At 72.9% G+C, this 23469-nt stretch carries 20 protein-coding genes and 1 riboswitch; of the genes, 8 read left to right on the forward strand and 12 right to left on the reverse strand.

Annotated features, from left to right (window positions below):
- Positions 1-15 precede the first annotated feature (15 nt).
- A complete protein-coding gene (locus AC0NH5_RS20015; protein WP_474405907.1) occupies positions 16-1926 on the reverse strand; it encodes an ATP-binding protein in 1911 nt (636 codons plus the stop codon).
- A gap of 371 nt (positions 1927-2297) precedes the next feature.
- On the opposite strand from AC0NH5_RS20015, the gene AC0NH5_RS20020 reads away from it, so the two are divergent.
- Together AC0NH5_RS20020 and AC0NH5_RS20025 are read left to right on the forward strand one after the other, a co-directional pair.
- Positions 2298-2900 (forward strand): DUF6230 family protein, encoded by a 603-nt coding sequence (locus AC0NH5_RS20020; RefSeq protein ID WP_474405909.1) that lies wholly within the window; start codon positions 2298-2300, stop codon positions 2898-2900.
- Positions 2901-2913: 13 nt separating this feature from the next.
- Positions 2914-4320: a DUF6114 domain-containing protein gene (locus AC0NH5_RS20025; protein WP_474405911.1), complete on the forward strand. Its 1407-nt coding sequence runs from the start codon at positions 2914-2916 to the stop codon at positions 4318-4320.
- Here AC0NH5_RS20025 and AC0NH5_RS20030 read toward each other — a convergent pair.
- Complete coding sequence (locus tag AC0NH5_RS20030) at positions 4307-4693, reverse strand: DnaJ family domain-containing protein (RefSeq protein ID WP_474405913.1); 387 nt, start codon at positions 4691-4693, stop codon at positions 4307-4309. The genes AC0NH5_RS20025 and AC0NH5_RS20030 overlap by 14 nt on opposite strands.
- A 104-nt stretch (positions 4694-4797) precedes the next feature.
- Here AC0NH5_RS20030 and AC0NH5_RS20035 point away from each other — a divergent pair, with 104 nt between their 5' ends.
- Positions 4798-5067: a DUF2277 domain-containing protein gene (locus AC0NH5_RS20035; protein WP_474405916.1), complete on the forward strand. Its 270-nt coding sequence runs from the start codon at positions 4798-4800 to the stop codon at positions 5065-5067.
- Positions 5068-5155: 88 nt separating this feature from the next.
- Here the strand turns inward: AC0NH5_RS20035 and AC0NH5_RS20040 are convergent, their stop codons facing one another.
- Positions 5156-6511, reverse strand: coding sequence for a sensor histidine kinase (locus AC0NH5_RS20040; protein ID WP_474405918.1), 1356 nt, complete (start codon positions 6509-6511; stop codon positions 5156-5158).
- A complete protein-coding gene (locus AC0NH5_RS20045; RefSeq protein ID WP_474405921.1) occupies positions 6512-7192 on the reverse strand; it encodes a response regulator transcription factor in 681 nt (226 codons plus the stop codon).
- Between the two features lie 152 nt (positions 7193-7344).
- Here AC0NH5_RS20045 and AC0NH5_RS20050 point away from each other — a divergent pair, with 152 nt between their 5' ends.
- Complete coding sequence (locus AC0NH5_RS20050) at positions 7345-8523, forward strand: LolA family protein (RefSeq protein WP_474405923.1); 1179 nt, start codon at positions 7345-7347, stop codon at positions 8521-8523.
- 334 nt (positions 8524-8857) lie between these two features.
- On the opposite strand, the gene AC0NH5_RS20055 is transcribed toward AC0NH5_RS20050, so the two are convergent.
- The 5 genes from AC0NH5_RS20055 to AC0NH5_RS20075 all read right to left on the reverse strand — a co-directional run bounded on the left by AC0NH5_RS20055 (position 8858) and on the right by AC0NH5_RS20075 (position 13922).
- Positions 8858-9952, reverse strand: a complete 1095-nt coding sequence (locus AC0NH5_RS20055) for a hypothetical protein (RefSeq protein WP_474405925.1) — start codon at positions 9950-9952, stop codon at positions 8858-8860.
- 54 nt (positions 9953-10006) lie between these two features.
- Entirely contained in the window at positions 10007-11323 is a 1317-nt protein-coding gene (locus AC0NH5_RS20060) for an ATP-binding protein (RefSeq protein ID WP_474405927.1), read from the reverse strand.
- 161 nt (positions 11324-11484) lie between these two features.
- Positions 11485-12453 (reverse strand): C40 family peptidase, encoded by a 969-nt coding sequence (locus AC0NH5_RS20065; protein WP_474405928.1) that lies wholly within the window; start codon positions 12451-12453, stop codon positions 11485-11487.
- Between the two features lie 16 nt (positions 12454-12469).
- Positions 12470-12599, reverse strand: a riboswitch (cyclic di-AMP (ydaO/yuaA leader).
- An 82-nt stretch (positions 12600-12681) separates the two neighbouring features.
- Positions 12682-13578, reverse strand: coding sequence for a M56 family metallopeptidase (locus tag AC0NH5_RS20070; RefSeq protein WP_474405931.1), 897 nt, complete (start codon positions 13576-13578; stop codon positions 12682-12684).
- Positions 13575-13922 (reverse strand): BlaI/MecI/CopY family transcriptional regulator, encoded by a 348-nt coding sequence (locus AC0NH5_RS20075; protein ID WP_474405934.1) that lies wholly within the window; start codon positions 13920-13922, stop codon positions 13575-13577. Before AC0NH5_RS20075 ends, AC0NH5_RS20070 begins: the two co-directional genes overlap by 4 nt.
- Before the next feature lie 72 nt (positions 13923-13994).
- On the opposite strand from AC0NH5_RS20075, the gene AC0NH5_RS20080 reads away from it, so the two are divergent.
- From AC0NH5_RS20080 to AC0NH5_RS20095, 4 genes are all read left to right on the forward strand, one after another.
- Positions 13995-15431, forward strand: a complete 1437-nt coding sequence (locus tag AC0NH5_RS20080; protein WP_474405936.1) for a cytochrome ubiquinol oxidase subunit I — start codon at positions 13995-13997, stop codon at positions 15429-15431.
- Positions 15432-15441: 10 nt separating this feature from the next.
- Positions 15442-16422: a cytochrome d ubiquinol oxidase subunit II gene (gene cydB, locus AC0NH5_RS20085; RefSeq protein WP_474405938.1), complete on the forward strand. Its 981-nt coding sequence runs from the start codon at positions 15442-15444 to the stop codon at positions 16420-16422.
- On the forward strand, positions 16419-20084 hold the full coding sequence (gene cydC, locus AC0NH5_RS20090) for a thiol reductant ABC exporter subunit CydC (RefSeq protein ID WP_474405940.1): 3666 nt from the start codon (positions 16419-16421) through the stop codon (positions 20082-20084). The genes cydB and cydC overlap by 4 nt, the downstream gene beginning before the upstream one ends.
- Before the next feature lie 185 nt (positions 20085-20269).
- Positions 20270-20818 (forward strand): TetR/AcrR family transcriptional regulator, encoded by a 549-nt coding sequence (locus AC0NH5_RS20095; protein WP_474405942.1) that lies wholly within the window; start codon positions 20270-20272, stop codon positions 20816-20818.
- Between the two features lie 95 nt (positions 20819-20913).
- Here AC0NH5_RS20095 and AC0NH5_RS20100 read toward each other — a convergent pair whose 3' ends face one another.
- Genes AC0NH5_RS20100 through AC0NH5_RS20110 form a run of 3 tightly spaced genes read right to left on the reverse strand, consistent with a single transcriptional unit; the run spans position 20914 to position 23469 of the window.
- Complete coding sequence (locus tag AC0NH5_RS20100) at positions 20914-21882, reverse strand: DNA topoisomerase IB (protein ID WP_474405945.1); 969 nt, start codon at positions 21880-21882, stop codon at positions 20914-20916.
- A complete protein-coding gene (locus AC0NH5_RS20105) occupies positions 21863-22792 on the reverse strand; it encodes a glycosyltransferase family 9 protein (RefSeq protein WP_474405948.1) in 930 nt (309 codons plus the stop codon). Before AC0NH5_RS20105 ends, AC0NH5_RS20100 begins: the two co-directional genes overlap by 20 nt.
- Positions 22789-23469: an SDR family oxidoreductase gene (locus AC0NH5_RS20110; protein WP_474405950.1), complete on the reverse strand. Its 681-nt coding sequence runs from the start codon at positions 23467-23469 to the stop codon at positions 22789-22791. Before AC0NH5_RS20110 ends, AC0NH5_RS20105 begins: the two co-directional genes overlap by 4 nt.

The following is a 23469-nucleotide window of genomic DNA, read 5'->3' on the forward strand; positions in this document are numbered from 1 at the left end:
CGGACCGGGCCGGTTTCAGACCAGGGCCGGTGCGGGGACGGCCGGAAGCGTGATGGTGAAGGTGCTGCCCCGGCCGGCCACGGATTGGACGCTGATCGTGCCACCGTGGTCGCGGACGATGTCGCGGACGATGGCCAGCCCGAGACCCGGGCCCTGAACCGCCTGGTCCATGGCGTTGCCGGCGCGGTGGAACGGCGTGAAGAGCCCGGGGACGTCCTCGGCGGGGATACCGATGCCGGTGTCGGCGACCGACAGGACGATGGTCCGCTCGTTCGCGGCGAGGCGGCAGGTGACGCTGCCGCCGGGCGAGGTGAACTTGATGGCGTTCTCCATCAGCTTGCGGAGGGCGCGCTGCAACTGGACGCGGTCACCGCGGACCCACGCCTCGTCGCCGGAGAAGGAGACGGCGAGGTCCTTGGCGCGGGCGGCGTTGGTCAACTCGTTGTGCACGGTGCCGGCCACGGCGGCGAGGTCGAGGGGTTCGTCGGTGCCCGGCACGCCGTTGTCCGGGCGATCCAGCAGGACCAGGTCACCGATCGTGTCGTGCAGCCGGTGCGCGTTGCGCAGGATCGCGTCGAGGGAGCGCCGCTGCAGCGGCCCGAGGTCGTCGCCGTCCTCCAGGAGCATCTCGGTGTAGCCGAGGATGCTGGTCAGGGGCGTACGAAGCTCGTGCGTCACGGTCTGGATGAAGACATCCTTGCGCTGGTCGAGCAGGCGCAGTTCGCTGATCAGCCGGTTCTGCTGCCGTTGCAGGGCGAGTTGGCGCAGGGCCCGGTCGATCTCCCGGGTGACGCCGGCGAGCAGGCGGTGCTCGGCCTCCGACCAGGCGGCGCCGACCCTGGTGACCAGGAGATATCCGGGCTCGCAATCGATGTCGGCGCAGAGCGTCGCCGTGAAGGCGCCGCCCGGCCGGGTCACCGGTTCGCCGGAGGTGCCGCCGACCAGGTCGGCGACGGTGTCCGCGGGCAGTTCGGCGGTGCTGGACGGCCACCGCACCTCGACCTGGCCGGCGGCCGGGACGTCCAGACCGCAGTGCACGGTGTCGGCGCCGACAGCAGTGCCGATCAGGTCGGCGATCCGGCGTGCGGTGACCGACGGGTCGCGCATCTCCTGCATCTCGGCGGCCACGGCCTGGCGCAGCCCGGCCCGGGCGGCCCGGGCCTGTTCCGCGGTCAGCAGCGTCTCGGTCTGCTCGGCCAGGTCGTTGAGGGCGTCGATGACGGTCCGCATCTCGTCGGAGCCGACCGGCATCGCGCGCGCCGAACGGTCACCGGCGGTGAGCCTGCGGATGACTTCCCCGACGTGCCCGAGCGGAACGAGCACCTCCCGCCGGCCGGTACGCGCGATCGAGTAACCCAGTCCGAGAATGGCGATCACCAGGACCGCGGAAACGACGTGCAGCCGCACCCGGGCGTCGGCGTCGGCTGCGGTGGCGGCCGAGCGCTCCGCCCGGAGCGCCTGCTCGATCGAATCGTTGACCAGCCGCAACCGGTCGAAGAGACGCTTGCCGTTCTCGGCGCGGGCCGGGTCGGCGTCGGCGTGCCCAGCTCTGATGATCGGCTCGGCGTACTCGTCGAGCCATGCCCGCATCGCGCTGCGCTCCTGGGACAGCAGCTCCCGGACGGCGTTCTCATCGGTGTCCGCGCCGACCTGGTCGAGCGCGCTGAGCGCGCCGCGCCACCCGGTCCCGTACGGCTCCAGGAACAGCCGTTCGCCGGTCAGCTGGAAACCGCGCACCGCTGTCTCGGCGTCGGTCATCCGCTGCAGCACCCGGTCGTTGGCGAGCTCGGCGCGGGTCATCCGCTCCATCATGTCGTCGTGGTCGTCGCGCAACCGCCCGCCCACCCCGAACTGCACCAGCAGGAACGCCAGGAACAGCAGTAGCAGAGCGGCGAAGCCCACGTTGAGCCGTCGCTGCACGCTCATCAGCGGCACACCCTGCGACGAGCCCTCATGCCCTTCCAGATCGGCAGGCCGGTGCGGTGACCTAAGCCACACACAGGTCAAAGTTGCGCCGCCACACAGCGTGATCTCAGAGCATTCGTTATCCATCCGTGACATTGCTGTTAAGCGATACCGCCGGTAACGGGTACTTCGCCGAGTCGCTCCAGAATGTCCGGAATGCCGAGCTGCGATCACCGAGAGTCAACTTTATCGATGTGAGCTGGGTTACTGACCGGTAAACCAGGGTCTTGAAGTCGCTCGTCTCCAGCGGCAACATCTCCGGCACATTACGGCCGCGACATCGACGCACCTCGCTGGATGGGCGCCGGCCGCAGGCATCTCTAGGAGGTTCCGTGGAGGACGCGCAGAGCGGCCGCACGAACTGGCGCCGCTTCGCGGTGGCGGTGGGTGTGCCGACAGTCGTCGCCGGTGGCCTGGTCGTGGCGCTCGCCGAAGGTGCCCTGGCGGCGAATTTCACCATTTCCGGGAAGCAGTTCAAACTGGCCGCCGCCAAGCTCGAAGGCACCGGCTTCACCCAGTACAGCGGCGAGCTGGAGACCCGGGACGGCAAGGTCCCGGCCGCGATGTCCGGCATCGAACGCGCCACGCTCAACGACCTCTGCCAGTCGGTGGCGGTCGGCCCGGTCACGCTCCGGATCGAGGCGGGCACCGACGCCGAGCATCCGGTCGAGGCGACCAACCTGCTGATCGGGATGTCCGAGCTGGGCGGCGACGCCACCTTCGAGAACATGCAGATCGGCCTGGACGCCGCCACCCTGGACGCGGCCCAGGACAAGGCGCACGGCGCCCCGGGCGGTTTCGGGCAGCAGGCCACCAAGGTCACCATCGTCAACCTGCGCCAGCAGGCGTACTACACCTCGGCCTCGACCTTCACGCTGAACGGGATGAGCCTCAAGCTCCACGTCGGCGGATCGCACGAGTGCTACCCGGACTGATTCGAGGCCGATCGTGTTGTGCCAGGCATGGGCGAACGAGTTCCTGATCCGGTTCCGGACGTGGCGGCGCGGCCGGCCGTTCTGGGCCGGGTTGTTCCTGGTGCTCTCCGGCCTGGAGCTGTTCCTCAGCGCCAACATGGAGCTCGCGGACCTGCGGCTGCACATCGGGCCGCAAGGGTTCCTGTCCTACCTGCTGCCGGTGCTGATGCTGGTCTGCGGCGCGCTGGTGTGGTTCAGTCCGGCGCAGCGGCTGTTCTACGGGATCGTGGGGACGCTGACCGCGCTGTACTCGTTCGTGGGCCTGAACCTGGGCGGCTGGTTCGTGGGCATGCTGCTCGGGATCGTGGGCGGTGCGCTCGCGATCGCGTGGGGCCCGCCCGCGGCCGGGTCGCCCGCGGATGCCGACCCGCCGGTCACGAAGTCTCCGGCGGTCAGTGATCCGACGATCGTTCCCGGTCTGGACCCGGACCGGCCGGTGCACCGCAAGGCGTTGATCCTTCTGGCGCCGCTCGCTCTGTCAGGAGCCCTGGTCGCGGTGACCGACAGGCCGGCCGGCGCGGCGGAGTGTCCCGAGGGCCTGCCGTCGGTGTCGGTGACCAGTGCCGCACCCCGGAAGAGCTCGCCGGCCGCTTCCAAGCCCGCCAGGAACAGGTCGTCCGCGCCGGCCCCGACCGCCTCCCGGTCCTCGGCCGCATCGCCCTCCGCCACGCCGTCAGCCACGGAGGAGGAGGGCACCGGCTTCCCGATCCTGGACGGCATCGGGGACGTCGTCGAGGACATCGGTGAATGGTTGGATCCGGACAAGGAAAGTCCCTCCCCGTCGCCGAGCAGTTCGCCCGGCGCGCGGCCGGCTTCCCCGCAGCCGTCGGCCTCCCGCTCCGCCTCCGCCTCACCCGCGGCCCCTGCTTCGCGCTCGGCCTCAGCTTCACCCTCCGCTTCGGCCTCCGCCTCGCCGGACGAGATCCCGTGCCTCGGTCCGCGCCAGGAAGGCCTGGTCGCGTCCGCCGACGGCCTCCCCCGCGCCGCGGTCAAGCCGGGGCTCATGAAGGTGGGGTCGCTGACCATGTACAACTCGACCTACGAGGGTGTCACCGACCTGCCGACCGCGAACGGCACGGTCCGGGCGCTGCGCTTCGTGATGGACAAGGCCGTGAACAGGCCGTTCAGCCTGCGGATCGACGAGCCGGGCGACGCCACCACGCTGATCAGGAGCGACGAGCTGATCACCGACGGAAACGTCGAGTTCTACTCCCCGCGGTTCGCCGGGAAGCTGTTCGGGCTGATCCCGGTCACCTTCACCCCGGAGCAGCCGCCGCCGCTGACGCTGCCGGTGCTGTGGTTCACCGACGTGACGATCGACCTGGCCTACGTGCAGTGCGACGTGCTGACCGCGGACCCGCTGGACATCACCGAGTTCTGACGGCCTTCCACTCGGCGACGATCCGCTCGACGTCGATCGGCGGCAGGACCACCGGCGGACCGTCGATCAGCCCGCGCCGGGCCCGGTCGATCCGGTCGTTGAGGTCGGCAACGTGGTCCCTCAGCGCCTGCTCGTAGCGGAAGCCCTGCAACGCCTCGGGCAGATCCTCGACCGCTCGGCGCAGGGCGAGACCCGCCGGGATCACACCGGCGGCGCCGCCCTCCCTGCGCAGCCAGTCCTTGACCCACCAGTCCTCGTCGTACTCCTCGCCGTGACCGCGCAGGGGCCGGCCGGCGCCGGGCAGATTGTCGAACTCGCCGCGCTCGGTGGCCTCGCGCAGCTGCCGGTCGATGGCCGACTCGTACCAGTGCATGCCCTCGAGATTACCGGGGCGCCGGGCACCCGCCGGGGGCCGAAAATGTCGGTGGGGTGGCATAGGTTGACCGGCAAAGGAGCCGAGCGACCAGGGAGCCCGACGTGTGCCGGAACATCCACCAGCTGCACAACTTCGAACCGCCCGCGACGGCCGACGAGATCCACGCGGCGGCGCTGCAATACGTCCGGAAAGTGGCCGGCAGCACCCGGCCGTCGCAGGCCAACCAGGCCGCGTTCGACCGGGCGGTCGCGGCGGTGGCGGCGGCGACGGCCGAGCTGCTCGGCGAACTGGTGACCACGGCGCCGCCGAAGAACCGCGAGGAGGAAGCGGTCAAGGCACGGGCGCGCGCGGAGAAGCGCTACGCCTCCTGACCCCGCACCGGCGGGGAACAACGGCACGGCCGGCGTGCGGGCGGTGCACGCGCCACGGGCGGCGTGCGGGCGGCGCGAGGGGCGTGGGTCAGGTGGCGGCCGGGAGGCGCACCTCGGCTCTGAGGCCTGGGTCCGCGTCGCCGAGGGTGACCGTTCCGCCGTGCCGGCGCACCAGCTCGCGGACGATGGCCAGCCCCAGCCCGGAGCCGCCGGCGTCGCGGGCGCGGGCGTCGTCGAGGCGGGTGAAGCGCTGGAACACCCGGTCACGGTCGGCCGCCGGGATGCCCGGCCCGTCGTCGATGACCACGATGACCAGGTCGCCGCCGTCGGCCCCGGTGCGCACCGTCACCCGATCCCGCTTGTGGCGCACCGCGTTGTCCAGCAGGTTCGCCACCACGCGGGCCAGGGCGTCCGGCTCGCCGACGAACGGCAGCGGCTCGCCCGGGTCCTCGTGTTCCACGTCGGGGTAACGCTCGGCGGTCTCACCGACCAGCTGGCCCAGGTCGAGGTTCTCCACCCGGCCGGCGACCACGCGGCCCGTGCCGTCGTCCTGCCGGGCGAGCAGCAGCAGGTCGTCGACCAGCCGGGACAGTCGCTGCACGTCGGCGAGCAGGTCGTCGGCGAGACCCGGCCAGTCGGTGTCGTCCGGCAGGCGCTGCGCCACCTCCAGCTCGGTGCGCATGTTGGTGAGCGGGCTGCGCAGCTCGTGCGCGGCGTCGGCGACGAACGCCCGCTGCCGGGCGCGGGCCGCGTCGAGCCGGTGCAGCATGCCGTTGAGGGTGATCGCGAGCCGGTGGACCTCGTCCCGGGTGTCCGGCACCGGCAGCCGGCCGACCCGGGTGCCGCCGGTGATCTCGTCGGCGCCCGCGCGCAGCGCCTCGACCGGGCCGAGCGCCGCGCCCAGCACCCGCCACATGATCGCGGCCAGCAGCGCGACCAGCAGTGGGAAGATCACCAGGAGGGTGATCCGCAGCAGGTGCACGCTCTGGGTGATCTGGTCGGTGGAGCGGGCGACCAGGATGCGCAGCGGCGCGGTCGGCGGGCCTGCGGTGATCTTGACGACCCGGACCTCGCCGTCATATCCGAGGCGGGTGCCGGGGATCCGCACGCTGCGCCCGTCGGGCAGGTCGCGCAGTTCGTCGTCGTACAGAATGGGTGTCATCCGGTCGGCGGTCGCGGAGACCGCGATGACCCGGTCCTGGGGGTCGAGGACCTGCACCTGCACACCCGGGTTGACCTGGATCACGCTGGTCAGCGAGCCCTGGTCGACGAGCCGGCGGACACCCTCGGCGGTGTCCATCGACTCGGAGTGCACCGAGCGGGTCTGGGCGTAACCGAGGACGGCGACCAGCAGCATCCCGCCCGCGGCCAGGCCCAGGATCAGCCCGGCGGCCGACACCAGCAGCAGCCGGGCGCGCAGGCTCAGCTCACGGATGCGGTGCATCTAGTCGCCGGTGCCCGCCGCCGGGGCCACCGCCAGGCGGTAACCGGCGCCGCGCACGGTCTCCAGACGGTCCCGGCCGATCTTGCGGCGCAGGTAACCGACGTACACCTCGACCGCGTTCGGTGCGGTCTCCAGCGCGGCGTCCCACACGTGGTCGAGCAGCTCGGTCTTGGACACCACGTGACCGGGCCTGCGCATCAGGTATTCCAGCAGGGCGAACTCGCGGGCGGTCAGGGTCACCTCGCTGCCGGCCACGAGCACCCGGCGCTCCGCGGGATCGAGCTCGACGTCGCCGAAACTGAGGACGACCGGGCGGGCCTGCGCGCCGCGGCGCAGCAGGGCACGCAGCCGCGCCAGCAGCACGACGTACGAGAAGGGTTTGGTCAGATAGTCGTCGGCGCCGCAGTCGAGGCCGTCCGCCTGGTCGTACTCGCCGTCCTTGGCCGACAGCATGAGCACCGGCAGCCAGTGCCGTTCCGCCCGCAGCTGGCGCACCACCCGATAACCGGAGAGACGCGGCAACATCACGTCCAGGATCATCGCGTCGTAACCGCCGTGGCGGGCCATCTCCAGGCCGTCCTGCCCGTCGGCGGCGACGTCGACCGCGAATCCCTCGGCCTGCAGGCCACGGCGCAGCGCCGCGGCAAGCCGTGCCTCGTCCTCAACCACCAGCAACCGCACCCCCACACCTTGGCACGCCGTGTCCCGCATCCGGGACCCGCTCTCAGCGGGTTCACAGTCCGCCCCTGCGGGGACCTCCCCTAGGGGGCCTTCTCAGCGGGATCACAGCGGTCCCGGCGCACCATTGCTGCAGACAACAGGAGGTGGACATCGTGTCTGTGTTCAGGTCCAGGCCGGCACTGCGCTGGCTCGTACCGTCGGCCGCGGCAGTTCTGGTCATCGGGGGCGGCGCGGCGGCCGGAACCATCGTGGCGAGCGCCGAGCCGGCGTTGCCCGAGCGCACCGCCGCCCAGCTGCTCGTCGATCTGCAGAGCGCCGATCCGGAAGGGCTCTCCGGCACCGTGGTGCAGAGCTCCGACCTCGGACTGCCCGGCATCGCCGGTCTGCTCGGCCAGGCGGCCGGCAACATGTCCGGCAGCGGCGGCGGGCTGACCAGCCTGATCGCCGGCAGCAACACCGCCCGCGTCTGGTACGCGGGTGAGGACAAGGTGCGGGTGGCGCTGGTCGCCACCGACGGCCAGACCGACATGATCCGGAACGGCAAGGACGTCTGGATCTGGCAGAGCGCCACCAACGAGGGTACGCACGCGACGCTCCCCGCGGACAAGAAGGACGCTCCGGAGGCGCTGCCGTCCGGCATCCCGTCCTCGCCGCAGGAGGCGGCCGACGCCGCGCTCGCCGCGATCGACCCCACCACCAAGGTGGAGACGACCGGCGCCGCCGAGGTGGCCGGGCGGGACGCGTACGAGCTGGTGATCAGCCCGAAGGACACCAACTCGCTGGTGGGTCAGGTCCGGCTCGCGGTCGACGCGACCGAGCACATCCCGCTGCGCGTGGACGTGTACGCGAAGAACACCACGAAGCCGGCTTTCCGGGTGGCGTTCGAGCAGATCAGCTTCACCGTTCCGGACGCCGAGCAGTTCGCGTTCAACCCGCCGCCGGGCGCGAAGGTCGAAGAGGCCGGCCAGGTGCTGGGTGGCGACGAGGCCAAGCCGGGTGCGGTCAAGCCGGGTAAGCCCGGGGCGGTCGAGCCGGGCCGGGCGAAGGACGAGGCCGAGGCGCGCAAGGCTCTCGGTGAGCAGGGCGAGCCGAAGGTCATCGGCAAGGGCTGGACGTCGATCGTCACGGCGCAGCTGCCGAAGCAGGAGCAGAAGCCGACCGAGTCCGAGGACGCACAGGTCCAGGGCTTCCTCGACACGATGCCGCGGGTCAGCGGCGAGTGGGGCAGCGGCCGGCTGCTCAGCGGTGCGCTCTTCAGCGTGCTGCTGACCGACGACGGCCGGGTGTTCGCCGGGGCGGTCACGCCGAAGGCGCTGTACGCGGTCGCCTGATCCATCGTTCCCCGAAGAGCCTCGCCGCCTCGTGCGGCGGGGCTCTTCGCCTTTCCCGCTCGCCGGCTGGTCCGCGACGCCCCAACCTCTGTGTGAAGTTCGGGTGCGATTCGCACCCGAACTTCACACACCCGGGCTGCCCCGCGGGCGGGAGAGCTGTCCCGCGGCGCGCGCAACAGCGCGGGCAGCCGGCCGGGATCGGGCGGGCTCAGGTCACAACGCCGGCAGCCGGCTGGAATCGGGCGGGCTTAGGTCACAACGCCGGCAGCCGGCCGGGATCGGGCGGGCTCAGGTCAACAACGCCGGCAGCCGGCTGGAACCGGGCGGGCTGAGGTCAGGGGCGGTCGGCTCGGCCGGTCAGCAGGAGCACGGTCAGGGTCGCGAAGGACAGGGCGAGCAGCGCCGGGTGGGGTGTCAGCGCGTAGAGAAGGATGCAATTGACGGTCGCGGTGGCGGAGAGCAGGCCCGCGAGGACGGCGTGACGGGTTCGGGCCGGGAGCAGGCGGAGGCAGCGCCACGGGAGGCGGCCAGCTGGGATCAGCACCCGGGCGGCGAAGAGGATCAGCACGACGGCCACGGTGGCCGCGGCGGCGCGGGCCATGATCAGCATGGCGGGCCAGGCGACGGCGGCCGCTGCGAGGACACCGGTCAGGAGCAGGCCGGCGGCCAGGCCGCGGCGGAAACCGCCCAGCAGGCCGCGGATCGGCCACGTCATGGCGGTGGTGTCGAGGCGCGCGGGGTGGTCGGCGGCCAGCCCGCGCAGGCCGTCCATGGCCGAGCGGACGTGCAGGCGCTCGGCGTCGAGCAGCGAGATCAGCCAGCGGCCGTCGGGGTTCTCGGGGTCACGGGCGAGGGCGGCGCGGGTTGCCGCACGGGCGGCTTCGCGGCGGCCGGCGTGCCGTTCCACGTCGGCGAGGGTGAGCAGGTCGGTGACCGAATCCGGGGCGAGGGCGAGAGCGCGACGGGCGGCGTCGCGGGCCCGGCCGAAGTCGCGGCGCAAGGTGAGAGCGCGGGCCAGCACGCGGTGGGCCGGCGGATGCCCCGGGTCGAGGCGGACAGCCTCCTCGGCTTCGGCGACGGCGTCGGCGAGGGCATCGGCGGCGGTCCCGGCAGCGGTGGCGGTCCCGGTGACGGTGGCGAACTCGGCGGCGGTCCCCGGCATCCGGGTGCCGGTCTCCGGTGACAGGGGCGACATCAGGCACTCGGCGCGTTCGATGTGGGTGATGGCCAGGTGCGGGCCGGCAGCCACCGCGGCTCCGGCGGCGGCCAGGGCGTCGGCGCGGCGACCCTGGAGGCGGAGCAGCCCGGCCAGCAGGGCGAGCAGCTCGGGGTCGGCGGGCACGTCGATCAGGCCGGCCCGGACCGCTTCTTCGGCCTCGCGGAGCCGGCCCACACCGGCGAGGAGCCGGGCCCGGGACGCTGGATTCACCACGTCACGCCGGCGGGCCGGGTGCGGGCATCACATCGGCGGGCGGGGCGGGTATCACCGCACCTTGCGTTTCTTCAGGTAGGCGGCCAGGTCGTCGTACTCGCCGCTCTCGTTCGCGAACATGGCGACGTTGCGGGCGGTGGCGAACCAGGCGTCGGTGGAGGGGCGCACCTCACGGGCGGCGGTCAGCATGTCGGACTGGTTGATCATGCGGATGTCGCCGGTGGTGATGGAGTCGCGCATCGCGTACTCGGCGGCGGTCTCGCAGAGGTGCGCGAGGTCGGCGCCGGAGAAGTGCTCGGTGGCGGCGGCCACCTGGGCCAGGTCGATGCCGGCGACCGGGCGGTCGCGCAGGTGGTACTCCAGGATCGCGGCGCGGGCGGTGGCGTCGGGAGGAAGGACCAGCAGCGTACGGTCCAGGCGCCCGGGACGGCGCAGGGCCGCGTCGACGTCCCACGGCGCGTTGGTGGCGGCCAGCACGAAGACGCCGTCGTTGCCGCCCTCGACGCCGTCCAGCTCGGTGAGCAGCTGGTTGACCACGGTGCGCATGGACGACTGGAGCTGGCTGCGCTTGTGGCCGAGGGCGTCGATCTCGTCGAGGAACAGGACGCAGGGCGCGTGGCCGCGGGCCGACTCGAACAGGTCGTGCAGGTTGCGCTCGGAGGAGCCGATCCACATGTTCAGCACGTCGGTGATGCTCAGCGAGATGAACGAGGCGCCCATCTCGCCGGCCACCGCGCGGGCCAGGAAGGTCTTGCCGCACCCGGGCGGGCCGTAGAGCAGCAGGCCGCCGCGGAGGCTCTTGCCGAACAGCGTGCGCAGTTTCGGGTTGCGCAGCGGGCCGAGGAAGGAGACCTCCAGGCGCTTCTTCACGTCGGCCATGCCCCCGACGTCGGCGAGGGTGATCGTCGAGCTCTCCACGTCGAACATCCGGTCGGCGTTGCTGCGGACCGGGTCGGGCTCACCGTCGGCGGTGGCGAACCGGGGCGGGACGACGTCGCCGAACTGCTCCTCCAGGGCCGCCCAGTCGAACCCGCCGGGCGGCGGGGCGGAAGCGGGCGGCAGGGCGGCAGCGGGCGGCGGGGCGGCAGCGGCGGGCGGCGCGGTGGGGGCGACCGGCGGCGGAACGGGAGCAGCGGGCGGCGGCGGAGTGGGATCGGCGGGCCGGGCGGCCGGGCCGAGAGCGCGCGCCATCAGCTGCTGGGCGGTGCTGTTGCCGGGTTCCCGGGCGAGAATCTGGGCGGCGTGAGCGATCGCCTCGGCGCCCCGGCCCGCGGCCACCAGCATCTCGGCCAGGTGCAGCCGCAGCGGAAGGTCGTCGGGGCGGGCCCGCACCGCGGCGGTGAGGCTGTCGATCAAGGCGTCGCTCATGGAAGGCGATTATGCCCCGGCCCGGGAGCGGGATGCGCCTGACGGCCCGGTGCGGGCATGGATGGCCGCGACCTTCCCCGGGACGGAACGCGTGGCGCGTACCAGAAAAGACGAAACGGCCGCGGCCCGAAAGCGACCGCGACCGTTTGCAGCAGGCTTGATCAGCCTGGTCGGCGATAGCCGGCGATCGGGCCCCGGTCGATCGACGCCATCCGCACGTGGTCTCCCGTGTGCGGGGCGTGCACCACCTTGCCGCCGCCGATGTAGAGGGCGACGTGATGCAGGTCCGAGTAGTAGAAGACCAGGTCACCCGGTTTCAACTCGGCTCTGCTGACCGACCTCGTCGAGCCCCACTGGGCTTTCGTGTAGTGCTCGAGGTGGACGCCGACCGATCCCCACGCCTCCTGTGTCAGGCCCGAACAGTCGTAGCTGTTCGGTCCGTTGGAGCCGAAGACGTAGGGCTTGCCGATCAGGTCGCACGCCTTCTGGGCCGCGCGACCGCCCTTGTCGTTGGTGTACGTCACCGGGCAGGGCCCGGTGCGCAGCGGCCCGTCGTCGACGTCCGCGGTGCCGTACGCCCGGATCCGCAGCTTCTGCAGGTCGTCGATCTCGCCTTCGATCGTCTTCTTCCGCGACGCCAGGTCGGTGTCGCGGACGGCGATCTCGGACTCGAGCTGGTCGACCTTCGCCTTGTCGGCGGCGTACTTGTCACGCAGCCGCGCCACGTCGGCGATGGACTGCTTCTGGTTGAACGCCAGCTGGTCGAGGAGGGTGAGCCTCTCGGCCAGGCCGGTCGGTGAACCGCTCATCAGCATCGCGTTGAGCGTGCTCGGCGGACCCTGCATGTAGGCGTCGACCGCGAGGCCACGGACCTCGACCATCGCGGCGTCCACCTGGGCCTGCAGCGGCGCCAGGGTCTTCTCCAGCTGCCTCTGCTGCTTGCGCAGCTTGATCAGCTTGCCGTGCACGTCGTTGTACTGCTCGATGACGGGTTCGAGCTTGTTCCACTCCTCGTCGATCTGCTTCTCGACACTGGAGGGCGTGGGCTCGGCGTGGGCCGCGGCCGGTCCGGTGAGGACGAGCCCGGCGGCGGCCACGACGCAGGCGAGCCCGCGCAGCAGACGTTTCACGTAGGTGCGTTGTCCTTTCTTCCTGCTCAGCCGCCGACCGGGTTAGCTGACGGGTTCGGGCGGGAAGGACACCCGGCCGTTTGCACGGCTTCACCCCGGTTACCTGGGTCCCCGACATGCGTGTCGCATTTAGGCGGTGGTCCGTCAGATCGGCCGGGTTGGACGACGGGGGGCTGCCGGACCGGGCACCACCGTACTCGGATCATGGGTGTGACTGGAAGCGCGGGATCACCTGATCGGCCACGCATTGAGGGCCGCGTCCAGCCAGGGCACCACGAGGATCACGGTGGGTAACACCAGCAGTCCGGCTGCGGCACCGGCGCCGGCCACCGTGAGCAGGGTGGACGTGTGCGCCGGGCCGTCCAGGCGGGCCAGGCGCCGCCGCCGGGACTCCCCCGCCGGGTCCGCGGTGACCCCCTCGGTCAGCGGGACGGCGTCGGCCAGGCGGGACAACGCGGCCCGCAGCGGCTGGGGCCCGGTGCGGCGCCGCGCGGCGTCGTCGGCCACCATCTCCAGCAGCAGGTGTACGGCGTCCAGCGGCTTCTTGCTCCGCAGATGCCGAGGGACCGCCTGGTAGAAGGCGGTGAACGACTCCATCACCAACTCGTGGTGGTGCCGCAGGTGGGCCCGCTCGTGGGCCAGGACCGCGTCGATCTGCGCGGCGTCGAGGACCCGTAGGACGCCGTCGCTGAGCACGACGCGCGGGGACCGGCCGGGCACGCAGTAGGCCAGCGGGAGCGGGCCGTCGAGGACGCGCACCTCGTCCTGGCGCTCCATCCGGTCGAGCAGGTCGACCAGCGTGCGGTGCCGGGCGCGCCGGGCCCGGGCCCGGTAGCTGACCTTGCCGAGCGAGATCAGCAGCCGGATCACGATGATGGCGGCCACCGCGAGGGAGAACAGGAGTGCGGCCACCGTCTCCGGGTGCCGGGCGCCGGCTGCCCGGGTGAGCTCCTCGGGAGCGGCGAGCACGACGCCGAGGGCACAGAGCACCGCGGTCAGGGTGAGCGACTGCCAGAGCAGCACCGCGGCGACCGGGGCGCGGTCGGGCCAGCGGGCGCTCGCCAGGATGCCGGGCACCACCAGGGAGAGGGTGAGCCCCAGCGCGCCGAGCAGGAGGGCGGTCACCTCTCGGTGGTGCGCTTCATCGCCGCTTCGATCGCTTCCGGGGGCAGCTGCCCGAGGAAGTAGGCCAGGGCGGCGTCCTGGTCGGGGCTGGCGCTGAGCGCGTCCAGCATCAAACCGGCGGTCATCTCCTCGCGGGTCTGCGCCGGGGCGTACCGGTATGCCCGGTCGGCTTTCTGCTGCAGGACCAGGCCCTTCTTGGCGAGCCGGTCGAGGACGGTCATCACGGTCGTGTACGCCAGGTCGCGGTCCCGGCTGAGCAGCTCGTGCACCTGCCGGACGGTGAGCGGCTCGCGCGCGTCCCACAACTTCGTCATGACCTCGCGTTCGAGGTCCCCCATCGCCATGTGTCCCATCCTACTGCACCGTGTCGTACTACACGACGTAGTATCTACTACGAGACGTCGTAGGGGGCTGTCATGGATGTGCTCGACCTGACGCGACTGCAGTTCGCGGTCGTGACGATCTACCACTACCTGTTCGTGCCGGTGTCGATCGCCCTGGCCTGCACGGCCGCGGGACTGCACCTGGCCTGGATGCGGACCGGGCGGGAACGCCTCCTGCTGCTGACGAAGTTCGTCGGCAAGCTGCTGATCGTCACGTTCGCGGTGGGCGTGGTGACCGGGCTCGTGCAGGAATTCCAGTTCGGCCTGGGGTGGAGCGCGTTCGCCCGGTTCTACGGCGACGTGTTCGGGCCGACCCTCGCCATCGAGGGGATGCTCGCGTTCTTCCTGGAGGCGACGTTCCTGGCGCTGTGGTACTTCGGCTGGGACCGGCTGCCGCGCCGGCTGCACGCGGCCACCATCGTGGTGGTGGCGGTGGGGACGCTGCTCTCGGCGTACATCATCCTGGCGGCCAACTCCTTCATGCAGAACCCGGTGGCGTACGCGCTGGACCCGGACACCGGGCGGGCCCACCTGACAAGCTTCACCGGCCTGATGACCAACGAGGTCGTGCTCGCCGCGTTCCCGCACACCATCGGCGGGGCCGCGATGGCCGGCGGCGGGCTGCTGATGGCCATCGGGATCTGGCGGGTCGCCGCCGACCCGGCGTTCCGGACGCTGTCCCGGATCGGGGCGTGGACCATGCTGATCGGCGGCGCGGTCACCGCGATCAGCGGCGACCACCTCGGCAAGGTGATGACCTCGGTGCAGCCGATGAAGATGGCCGCGGCCGAGGCGCTCTACGAGACCACCACCGGCGCGCCGTTCTCGATCTTCGCGATCGGGTCGCTCGGGCAGGACCGGCCGTTCTTCACCATCGAGATCCCCGGACTGCTGTCGTTCCTGGGCACCGGGTCGTTCGGCGGGACGGTGCAGGGCATCGACGACCTGCAGGCGGAGTACCAGGCGCTGTACGGCGCCGGCGACTACGTGCCGATGATCCCGGTGGCGTTCTGGACCTTCCGCCTGATGATCGGGGTCGGCGTGCTCGGGATGATCCTGGCGGCCTTCCACCTGTGGTCGTCCGGGCGCGCCTTCCGGGTCCCGCTCATCTCCCGGCTGCTCCCCCGTTTCCTGCGGCCCGGACAGGGGACGCCGGGGTGGCTCCGGCGGTTCGCCCTGCTGGCCCCGGCGCTGCCGGCCGCGGCCAACACGTTCGGGTGGATCTTCACGGAGACCGCGCGGCAGCCCTGGCTGGCGTTCGGGATCTCGAAGACGGCGGACGGGATCTCGCCGGGACTGACGTCGGCGGAGGTGATCGTGTCGCTGGCCGGATTCACGCTGATCTACGGGCTGCTGGCGGTGGCGTGGTGCCGGCTGGTGCTGTTCCTGTCCCGCAAGCCGCTCGACCCGCCGTCCTCGCCCACGACCGACGCCGGCGCCGACGCCGCCGAGCCGGTTCCGGCCTACTAGGAGACCTGCTGTGATCACCTTCTGGTTCGTGGTCCTCGTGCTGGCCTGGGTGCTCTACTTCGTCCTCGAGGGATTCGACTTCGGGGTCGGGATGCTGAACCCGGTGCTCGGCCGGGACGAGCACGAGCGCGGCGCGGTCATCCGCACGGTGGGGCCGTTCTGGGACGGCAACGAGGTGTGGCTGGTCGCCGCGGTCGGCGTCACCTTCGCGGCGTTCCCGGACTGGTACGCGGCCCTGATGTCGGCACTCTACCTCCCGATGGTGCTGATCCTGCTGCTGCTCGCGGTCCGCGGGGTGGCCCTGGAGTTCCGCGGCAAGCACGACTCGACGTCCTGGCGGCGGCGCTGCGACCTGCTGCTCGCCGGCAGCTCGGCCGGGATCGCGGCCCTCTGGGGCGCCGTGCTCGGCATCCTCGTGCACGGGCTGGCGCTCGGCGCGGACGGCGAGGTCACCGGCACGGGACTCGCCCGCAGCCTCGGGCCGCTGGTCACACCGGCGGCGGGACTCGGCGCGCTGGCCGGGCTGCTCGGGGCGGTGCTGCTCGGCGCCACGTTCCTGGCGCTGCGCACCACCGGGCCGGTGCGGCGGCGGGCCCGCGACCTGGCCCGGCACACCGGCACGGCGGGTGCGGCCGCCCTGCTCGTCACCGGTGTCAGCACCGGCTCGCGGGTGGTGCTCCTGGCGGCGGCGCTCGTCTTCGTGGCCGGCCTCCAGGCGCGGCGCCACCGGGAGGCGACAGCGTTCGCGGCGGTCGCGGCCGGGGTGGTCGCGGCGGTCGTCTCGGTCTTCACGGTGCACGGGCAGGTGGTCCTGGCCAGCACGCTCGACCCGGCGTGGTCGCTGACCCGGGAGTCGGCCGCGGCCGGGCCGGAGGCGCTGCGGATCCTCACCGTCGCCGGCGTGCTGATCCTTCCCGGGGTGCTGGTCTATCAGGTCTGGTCGTACTGGGTGTTCCGGCGGCGGGTGGCCAGCGAGCGGGTGCCGTCATGAGCGTGGCGACCGCGGCACCCGCCCGCGCCCCCGGCCCCGCGGCCGAACCCGCTCCCCCGGCGCGGCGGCGCGGGCCGGTCGACCCGCGGCTGCTGCGGCACGCTCGCGCGAGCCGGGCCGGAGTGGTGTGGCTCGCGCTGATCGGAACCGGGCAGGCGGCGGCCACCCTCGCCGTCGCGGTCGCGCTGTGCGGGATCGTCACCGGCACCGGAACCGTCGCGGTCGTGGCCCTGGCCGCAGCGTTCGCGGTCCGGGGCGCCCTGGCCTGGGCGGAACAGGTGGTGGCCCGGCGCACCGCGGCCCGGGTGACCGACGAACTGCGCCGGTCCCTGCTGCGGGCCGTCGTGCGGCGCGGGCCCGGCTGGGTGGCGTCGTTCGGGGCCGGGCGGCTCACCGCGGTGCTGGGCAGCGGGCTGGACTCGCTGCGGCCGTGGTTCTCCGGATATCTGCCGGCCCTGGTGCTCGGCGTGGTGCTGCCGCCGCTGGTGGTGGTCGTGATGGCGGTCGTGGACCCGGCGTCGGCAGTCATCGCGATCTGCACGCTGCCGCTGCTGCCGCTGCTCGGCGCGCTGGTCGGATGGGCCACGCAGGCGCGTGCCCAGCAGCGTTGGGCGGCGGACTCACGGTTGGCGGGCCACTTCCTCGACGTCGTGCGCGGGCTGCCGACCCTGAAGGTGTACGGCCGGGCCGAGCGCCAGATCGCGGTGATCGCCGGGCTGACCGACCGGCACCGGCGGGCGACCCTGCGGGTGTTGCGGGTGGCTTTCCTGTCGTCGACGGCGCTCGACCTGGTCGGCACCCTGTCGGTGGGGCTGGTCGCGGTGCAGGCGGGGCTGCGGGTGGCGGCCGGGACGATGGAGCTGGGGCCGGCGTTGCTGGTCATCCTGCTGGCGCCGGAGGCCTACCGGCCGCTGCGGGAGATGGCGGCGCGCTATCACGCTTCCACGGACGCCACGGCGGTGATCGCCGATGTGGACCTGATCCTGGCCGGGCCCGGTTCTCCGGCCCCGGCTTCCTCCGTGCCCTCCGCCCCCTCCACAGGCCCGTCCTCCACGGCTTTGTCTCCCACTGCGGCTGTGCTCCAGCCCTCTGCTGAGGTCTTGCGCGCATCGGCGGCTTCGGGAGAGGTACGGCTGCAGCTCACGAGGCTGGCGGCCGGGCGGTGGGGGGTGCGGGTGGCGGGGCTGCGCGCTCGATACCCGGGGGCGCCCAGCGACGCGGTCCGGCTGGATGAGCTCGGTGTGCGCGGCGGCGAGATGGTCGCGTTGCGGGGGCCGTCGGGCGCGGGGAAGAGCACGGCCCTGCGGGTGCTGGCGGGACTGCATCCGGCGGAAGCCGCGGCGATCGCGGTCGGGCGGACCTTCTACCTGCCGCAACGGCCCGTGTTGCCGCACGCCCGGACGGTCGCCGAAGTCTTCCCGGCCGGCACCGGCGCCGGGGACATCAGGGCGGCGTTGCGTGCTGTCGGGCTCGGCGGTGAGGTCGGTGGGACGACCCCGCTGGGCGAGCACGGCGCGGGGATCTCGTCGGGGCAGCGGCAACGGCTCGCGCTGGCGGCTCTGCTGCACCGGGCGGAGACGGAGATGGCGGCGGTGCGGCAGGCCGGTTCGGCGGCGGTCGTGACGTTGCTGCTCGACGAGCCGACGGCGCACCTGGACGCGTGGTCGGAGCGGGTGGTCGTCTCGCGGTTGCGGGAGTTCGCGGCCCTCGGGTGTGCGGTTCTGGTCGTGGCGCACCGGCCGGCCCTGCTCGCCGCCGCCGACCGCATCGTCGACCTCCGGTCCCCCGGTCCGGCCCTCACCGCCGGTCCGGCCCTCGCCCCCGACGCCGGTCGGCTGGACCCGGCCGGCTCGCAGAGCAGTTCCGCCGCCGCCGAAACAGCGCTGGCGGCCGGCCGGGTGGGGTTGGCCGGCTCACCGAGCGGGGCCGACACTCGCGCGGCAGCGCCGAGAGCCGGCCGTAGGGACGAGGCCGGCTCCGGCGACAGGGGGGACGGAGCCGGCTCCGGGAGTGGTGGCGACCGCGGGGCGGGGCGGACAGCGGGCGCGTGGCGGGAGTGGGCCCGGCGGCCGGGGACGGCGGTCACGCTCGGGGCCGGGTCGTCGCTGGCGGGGATCCTGCTGACGGGGGCGGCGGCCTGGCTGCTGGTCCGGGCCTCGTCGCTGCCTCCGGTGCTCTCGTTGTCGACTGCTGTCGTGCTGGTGCGCGGCAGTGCCGTGGCCCGGCCGCTGCTGCGCTATCTGGAGCGGCTGGTCTCGCACGATCTCGCGTTCGCCAGGCTGGGGCGGCGCCGGGCGAACGTCTATCGACTGTTGGTACCGCGGGTGCCGGGGCGACGGGCCCCCCGGCGTGGCGACCTGCTCACCCGCCTCGTCGACGACGTGGACGCGCAGGTCGACGGGCTGCTCCGGGGACGACTGCCGGCCCTGGCGGCGGCGGTGACGATCACGGTTGCGGGACTGGTCGTGGGGCTGACGGCGCCGGCGGTGCTCCTGCCCCTGGCGATCGGTGTGCTGGCCGCGGGCGTGGTGGCGCCGATGGTGGCGGCCCGGCAGGTGACCCGGCTGGACGCGGCCACCGGCAAGGCCCGGGCGGAACTGCGGGACGCGGTGGTGGAGACCGTGGACGGCGTCGAGGAGATCGGTGCCGGTTCCGGTCGGCTGCGCGTACCCGAAGAGAGAAGCCGGACCCTCGCGGACCTGGAGGCGCGGGCGGCGCGGGAGGCCGGGCTGGCCGCGGCGCTGGCGCACGCCGGGTGGGGGGCGGCAGCGGCCGGGACCGCGCTCGCGCTGGCCGGTGCGGGGCTGTCGGCGGAGTGGAGCGCGGTGCTGCTGCTCGGCATGATCGTGCTGGGCGAGACGGTGGTGGCGCTGCCGGAGGCGGCGATCGCGCGACGGCAGGCGGTGGGCGCCGAGCAGCGGGTGGCCGCGATGACCACGGAGCCCGGAACGGCGACGAACGACGAGCCGCGCACGGACGACGAGCCGGTGATCGATTTCGGGCGTGGTGGGTGTGTGGTGCGGGTCGAGGGACTCGTCGCCGGGTGGGATCCGGAGCGGGCGCCGGCGCTCGACGGGTTCGATCTGGAGCTGGCGGCGGGATCGCGGACGGCGATCACCGGTCGGTCCGGCTCGGGCAAGTCGACGCTGGCGGCCGTGCTGGCCCGGCTGCTGACGCCGCGGGCCGGGACGGTCGAGATCGACGGGACGCCGATCGCGGCGCTGCCGGAGGGCGGATTCCGGCGGCGGGTCGCGCTGGTCGGTGAGGCGACGGGTCATGTCTTCGCTTCGACCGTACGAGAGAATCTGCGTCTCGCCTCTCCCGGCGCGAGTGACCCGGAGCTCGTGGCTGCGCTGAACCGCGTCGGGCTGGGCGGGTGGCTCGCCGGGCTGCCGGACGGGCTGGGCACCTGGCTGGGCACCGGCGGCAGCACGGTGTCGGGCGGGCAGCAGCGGCGACTTGCCACGGCGCGGGCGCTGCTCGTCGATCCGGGGCTGCTGATCCTGGACGAGCCGACCGAGGGTATCGACGAGGCCGGCGCGCGGGAGCTGATGGCGGATCTGCTGGACGCGGCGTCCGGTCGTACCGTGCTGGTCCTCGCGCACCGCGCGGAAGGCCTGGACCTGGTCGACCGGGTGGTGGATCTCGGCGCCGCGGGGTGATCTCCTTCCGGGCGATCAGGGCCGCGAGGCCGTGCGACGGCACACCGCCGGGGTAGCGTTCTAGCTGGATCTCAGTCGGCCCGGAGCGGCTCAGGCACGTCGAGGGGTGCGTGCCGGTGGCGATTCCGTTCGGTCACCGGCGCGCGGCCACGATGATGGACCGACCGGTCCGCTAAACTGCCGCCATGGCACGCCGGCCCACCCCGGGCACCCGCGACACGATTCTGACCGCCGCCGCCGGGCTCTTCTACGAGCACGGCGTCCGCGCGGTCGGGATGGCGCAGGTGGTGGAGGTGGCCGGCTGCGGCAAGAACCTGCTCTACCGGCACTTCCCCAGCAAGGCGGAGCTGGCGGCGGCCTATCTGCGGCTGACACGCCAGGAGCGCGAACGCGGGGTCACCGAGGCCCTGCGCTGGTCCGGCACCCCCACCGAGCGGCTGACCGCGCTGATCGGGGAGATCGCCGAAGAGGTGCGCCGGCCGGGATACCGGGGATGCGCCTTCCGCAACTATCTGACCGAGTTCCCCGGCGAGGACGACGAGCCGGCCCGGGTGGCCAAGACGTACCTGACCGACAGCCGCGCCCGGGTGGACCGCCTGGTCGAGGAGTCCGGCGGTGACGCCTTGCTGGCGGACCGCATCTGGCTGATCGTCAACGGTCTCTACGGCGGCCCCCCGGTCCAGGCGCAGGTCGCGGTGGACTGGGCGGCGGAGCTCATCGACCGCCTGCCCTGACAGCCGCTCCCGCGACACGCGTCCGGCCGGACGCGGAAGCCCGGCCGGGGCGCGCCGGGCCGCCGATGCTGAGGCCGGTGTCGCCGGGTCGGCGTTCAGGAATCGCTGAGGAGGTCGAGGACCTCCTCCTCGCCCGAGGCGACGTTTCCCTTCTCGTAGTGCTCGATCACGCGCGGGTCGATGTACGAGTTGCGGGCCACTGTGGGCGTGTTGCCGAGCAACTCCGCGACCTCCCGGGAGGCCTGCGCCACCGCCTTCTTCCGTTTCGCCTTCGTGGGCTGCGGGCCGACCGCGGCCAGGGTGGCCGCGGCCTGCACGGTGCCGTGCCACGTCCGGAAGTCCTTGGCGGACATCTGCTCGCCGCTGACCTCCCTGAGGTATTCGTTGATGGTGTCGGCGCGGACCTCCTGCCAGCGCTTGCGACCGGCGTCCCAGTACGCGAAGAGCCGGTCCTCGCCGCGGCGGCGGCGTTTCAGATCTTTCAGCACCGCGCAGACCTCGCCGTCGCCGACGGTTGCCGAGTGGGAGACGCCGGACTTGCCGGTGAATTCCAGCAGGACGCAGCCGCCTTTGCCACGCAGGTGGTCGGGGCGCAGCGTGGAAAGCCCGAACGACGGATCCTCCTCGCGGGCGGCGGAGTCCTCGCCGCCGACCCGGAACATGCCCATGTCGAGGAGCCGGACGATGGCCGCGAGCACCCGTTCACGGCCGAGGCCGCGGCCGGTGAGCGCCTCGTCGAGTTTCTCGCGCACCTCCGGCAGGCGGGCGGCCACCTCGAGGGCGTGGTCGAACTTCACCCGGTCCTGCCGCGTACGCCACTCCGGGTGGTAGAGGTACTGTTTGCGGCCCGCGTCGTCGACGCCGGTCGCCTGGATGTGGCCGCGCGGGTCGGGTGAGATCCACACGTCCTTCCAGGCGGGCGGGATGACGAGTTCCGTGATCCGCCGGACGTCGGCGGAGCCGGACGGCAGCGGTTTGCCGTCCCGGTCCAGATAGCTGAATCCTTTGCCCGCGCGCCGCCGGCCGAGGCCGGGGGACGACGGGTCACTGCGCCGCAGTCGCATGCTGCACCTCCTCGACGGCGGAGAGGACCTCCTCCATGGTTACCGCGAGAAGCGCCGGATGAACCGGGCCGGGCAGATCGCCGCGTTCGTCGCGGATGCCGTGCCAGATCGCCCGGTGCCACGGGCGGTCCGGGGGCGGGCCCCAGCGCCGCGGGGAGACCGGCCCGAACAGCACCACCGACGGGGTGCGGTACGCGGTGGCCAGGTGCGCGATCCCGGTGTCACCGCTGATCACGAGGCGGGCACCGGCCACCAGGGCGGCGAGTTCGGCCATGTCGGTGCGGGGGACGGCGGAGGCGTCCAGCCCGGCGAGTTCGCTGACGCGTACACAAAGGTCGTGTTCGGCGGGGGAACCGGTGATCAGCAGGCGGTGGCCCGCCGAGCGCAACCGGCGGGCGACGGCGGCGTACCGGTCCGCGGGCCAGCGCCGGGCGGGCGACTTGGCGCCGGGGTGCAGGATCGTCACTCCGGCCGGGACGTCCGCCGGCGGCACGGCAAGATCAAGATCCGATTCCGAGCAGGGTACGCCGTACCAGCGCATCAGCCGGCACCAGCGCTGCACCTCGTGCTCGTCGTCGCGCCAGCCAGGACCGTCGAGGTGCCCGGCCGCGGGGCTGGCGAAGCCCCACAGCCGTGACGGCCGCAGCGCCTGCAGCCGCCGGTGCGACTCGGGCCCGGAGCCGTGCAGGTTCACCGCGAGCCGGGGCGCCGCCGGGGCGTTGTCGAGCGGTTCCAGCTCGCGCGCCGGCACCACCCGGTCGATGCCGCCGACCGCGTCGATCAGCGGGGTGAGCCAGGTGGGCGCGGCCAGGCTCAGGGTCTCGCCGGGGAAGGCGGCGCGGAGCCCGCGAAGTGCGGGCACCGCGGCCGCCAGGTCTCCCACGCCGAGCGCGCGCAGGACCAGGATCACGGGTACGACGTCTCCTGCTCCGCCGCCACGACCAGCTCCCGGACCGCGCAGCCGGCCGGCTGGTTGAGCGCGAACAGGACGGCCGCCGCCACGTTCGCCGGGTCGTTGAGGATCGCGTCCGGTCCCGGCTTGTACTTGGCGTCGCGCTCGTCGAAGAACTTGGTCCGCATGCCGCCGGGGATGAGCAGCGTGACGTTGACCTCGCCGGCGAGTTCGGCGGCGAGCGCGCGGGTGAAGCCGACCACGCCGAACTTGGCCGCGCAGTACGCGGTGGCGTCGGAGACCGCCTTGATCCCCAGGGTCGACGAGATGGTCACGACCCCGCCGTGCGACTGCTTCAGCTCGGGCAGCGCGGCCCGGATCACCGCGGCGGTGGCCAGTAGGTCGATCATGACGATCCGGTCCCAGGTCTCGCCGGGGATGTCGGCCAGCGCGCCGGGCACGTCCATGCCGGCCGCCGTGACGACGCCACTGATCGCGCCGCCGGCCCGGGCGATGAGCTCCCGGGTGGCCTTCTCCGCGGCCCGGGTGTCGGCCAGATCGCACTCGATCCACTCGACGCCGTGCGCGGGCTTCTGCCGGTCGATGACGTACGGGGTGCCGCCGCCCTTGATCACGGCGTCGACGACGGCGGCGCCCAGGCCGCTCGATCCACCGGTGACGATGACTGCGTCCAT

It is taken from the genome of Actinoplanes sp. 13, assembly GCF_056134165.1.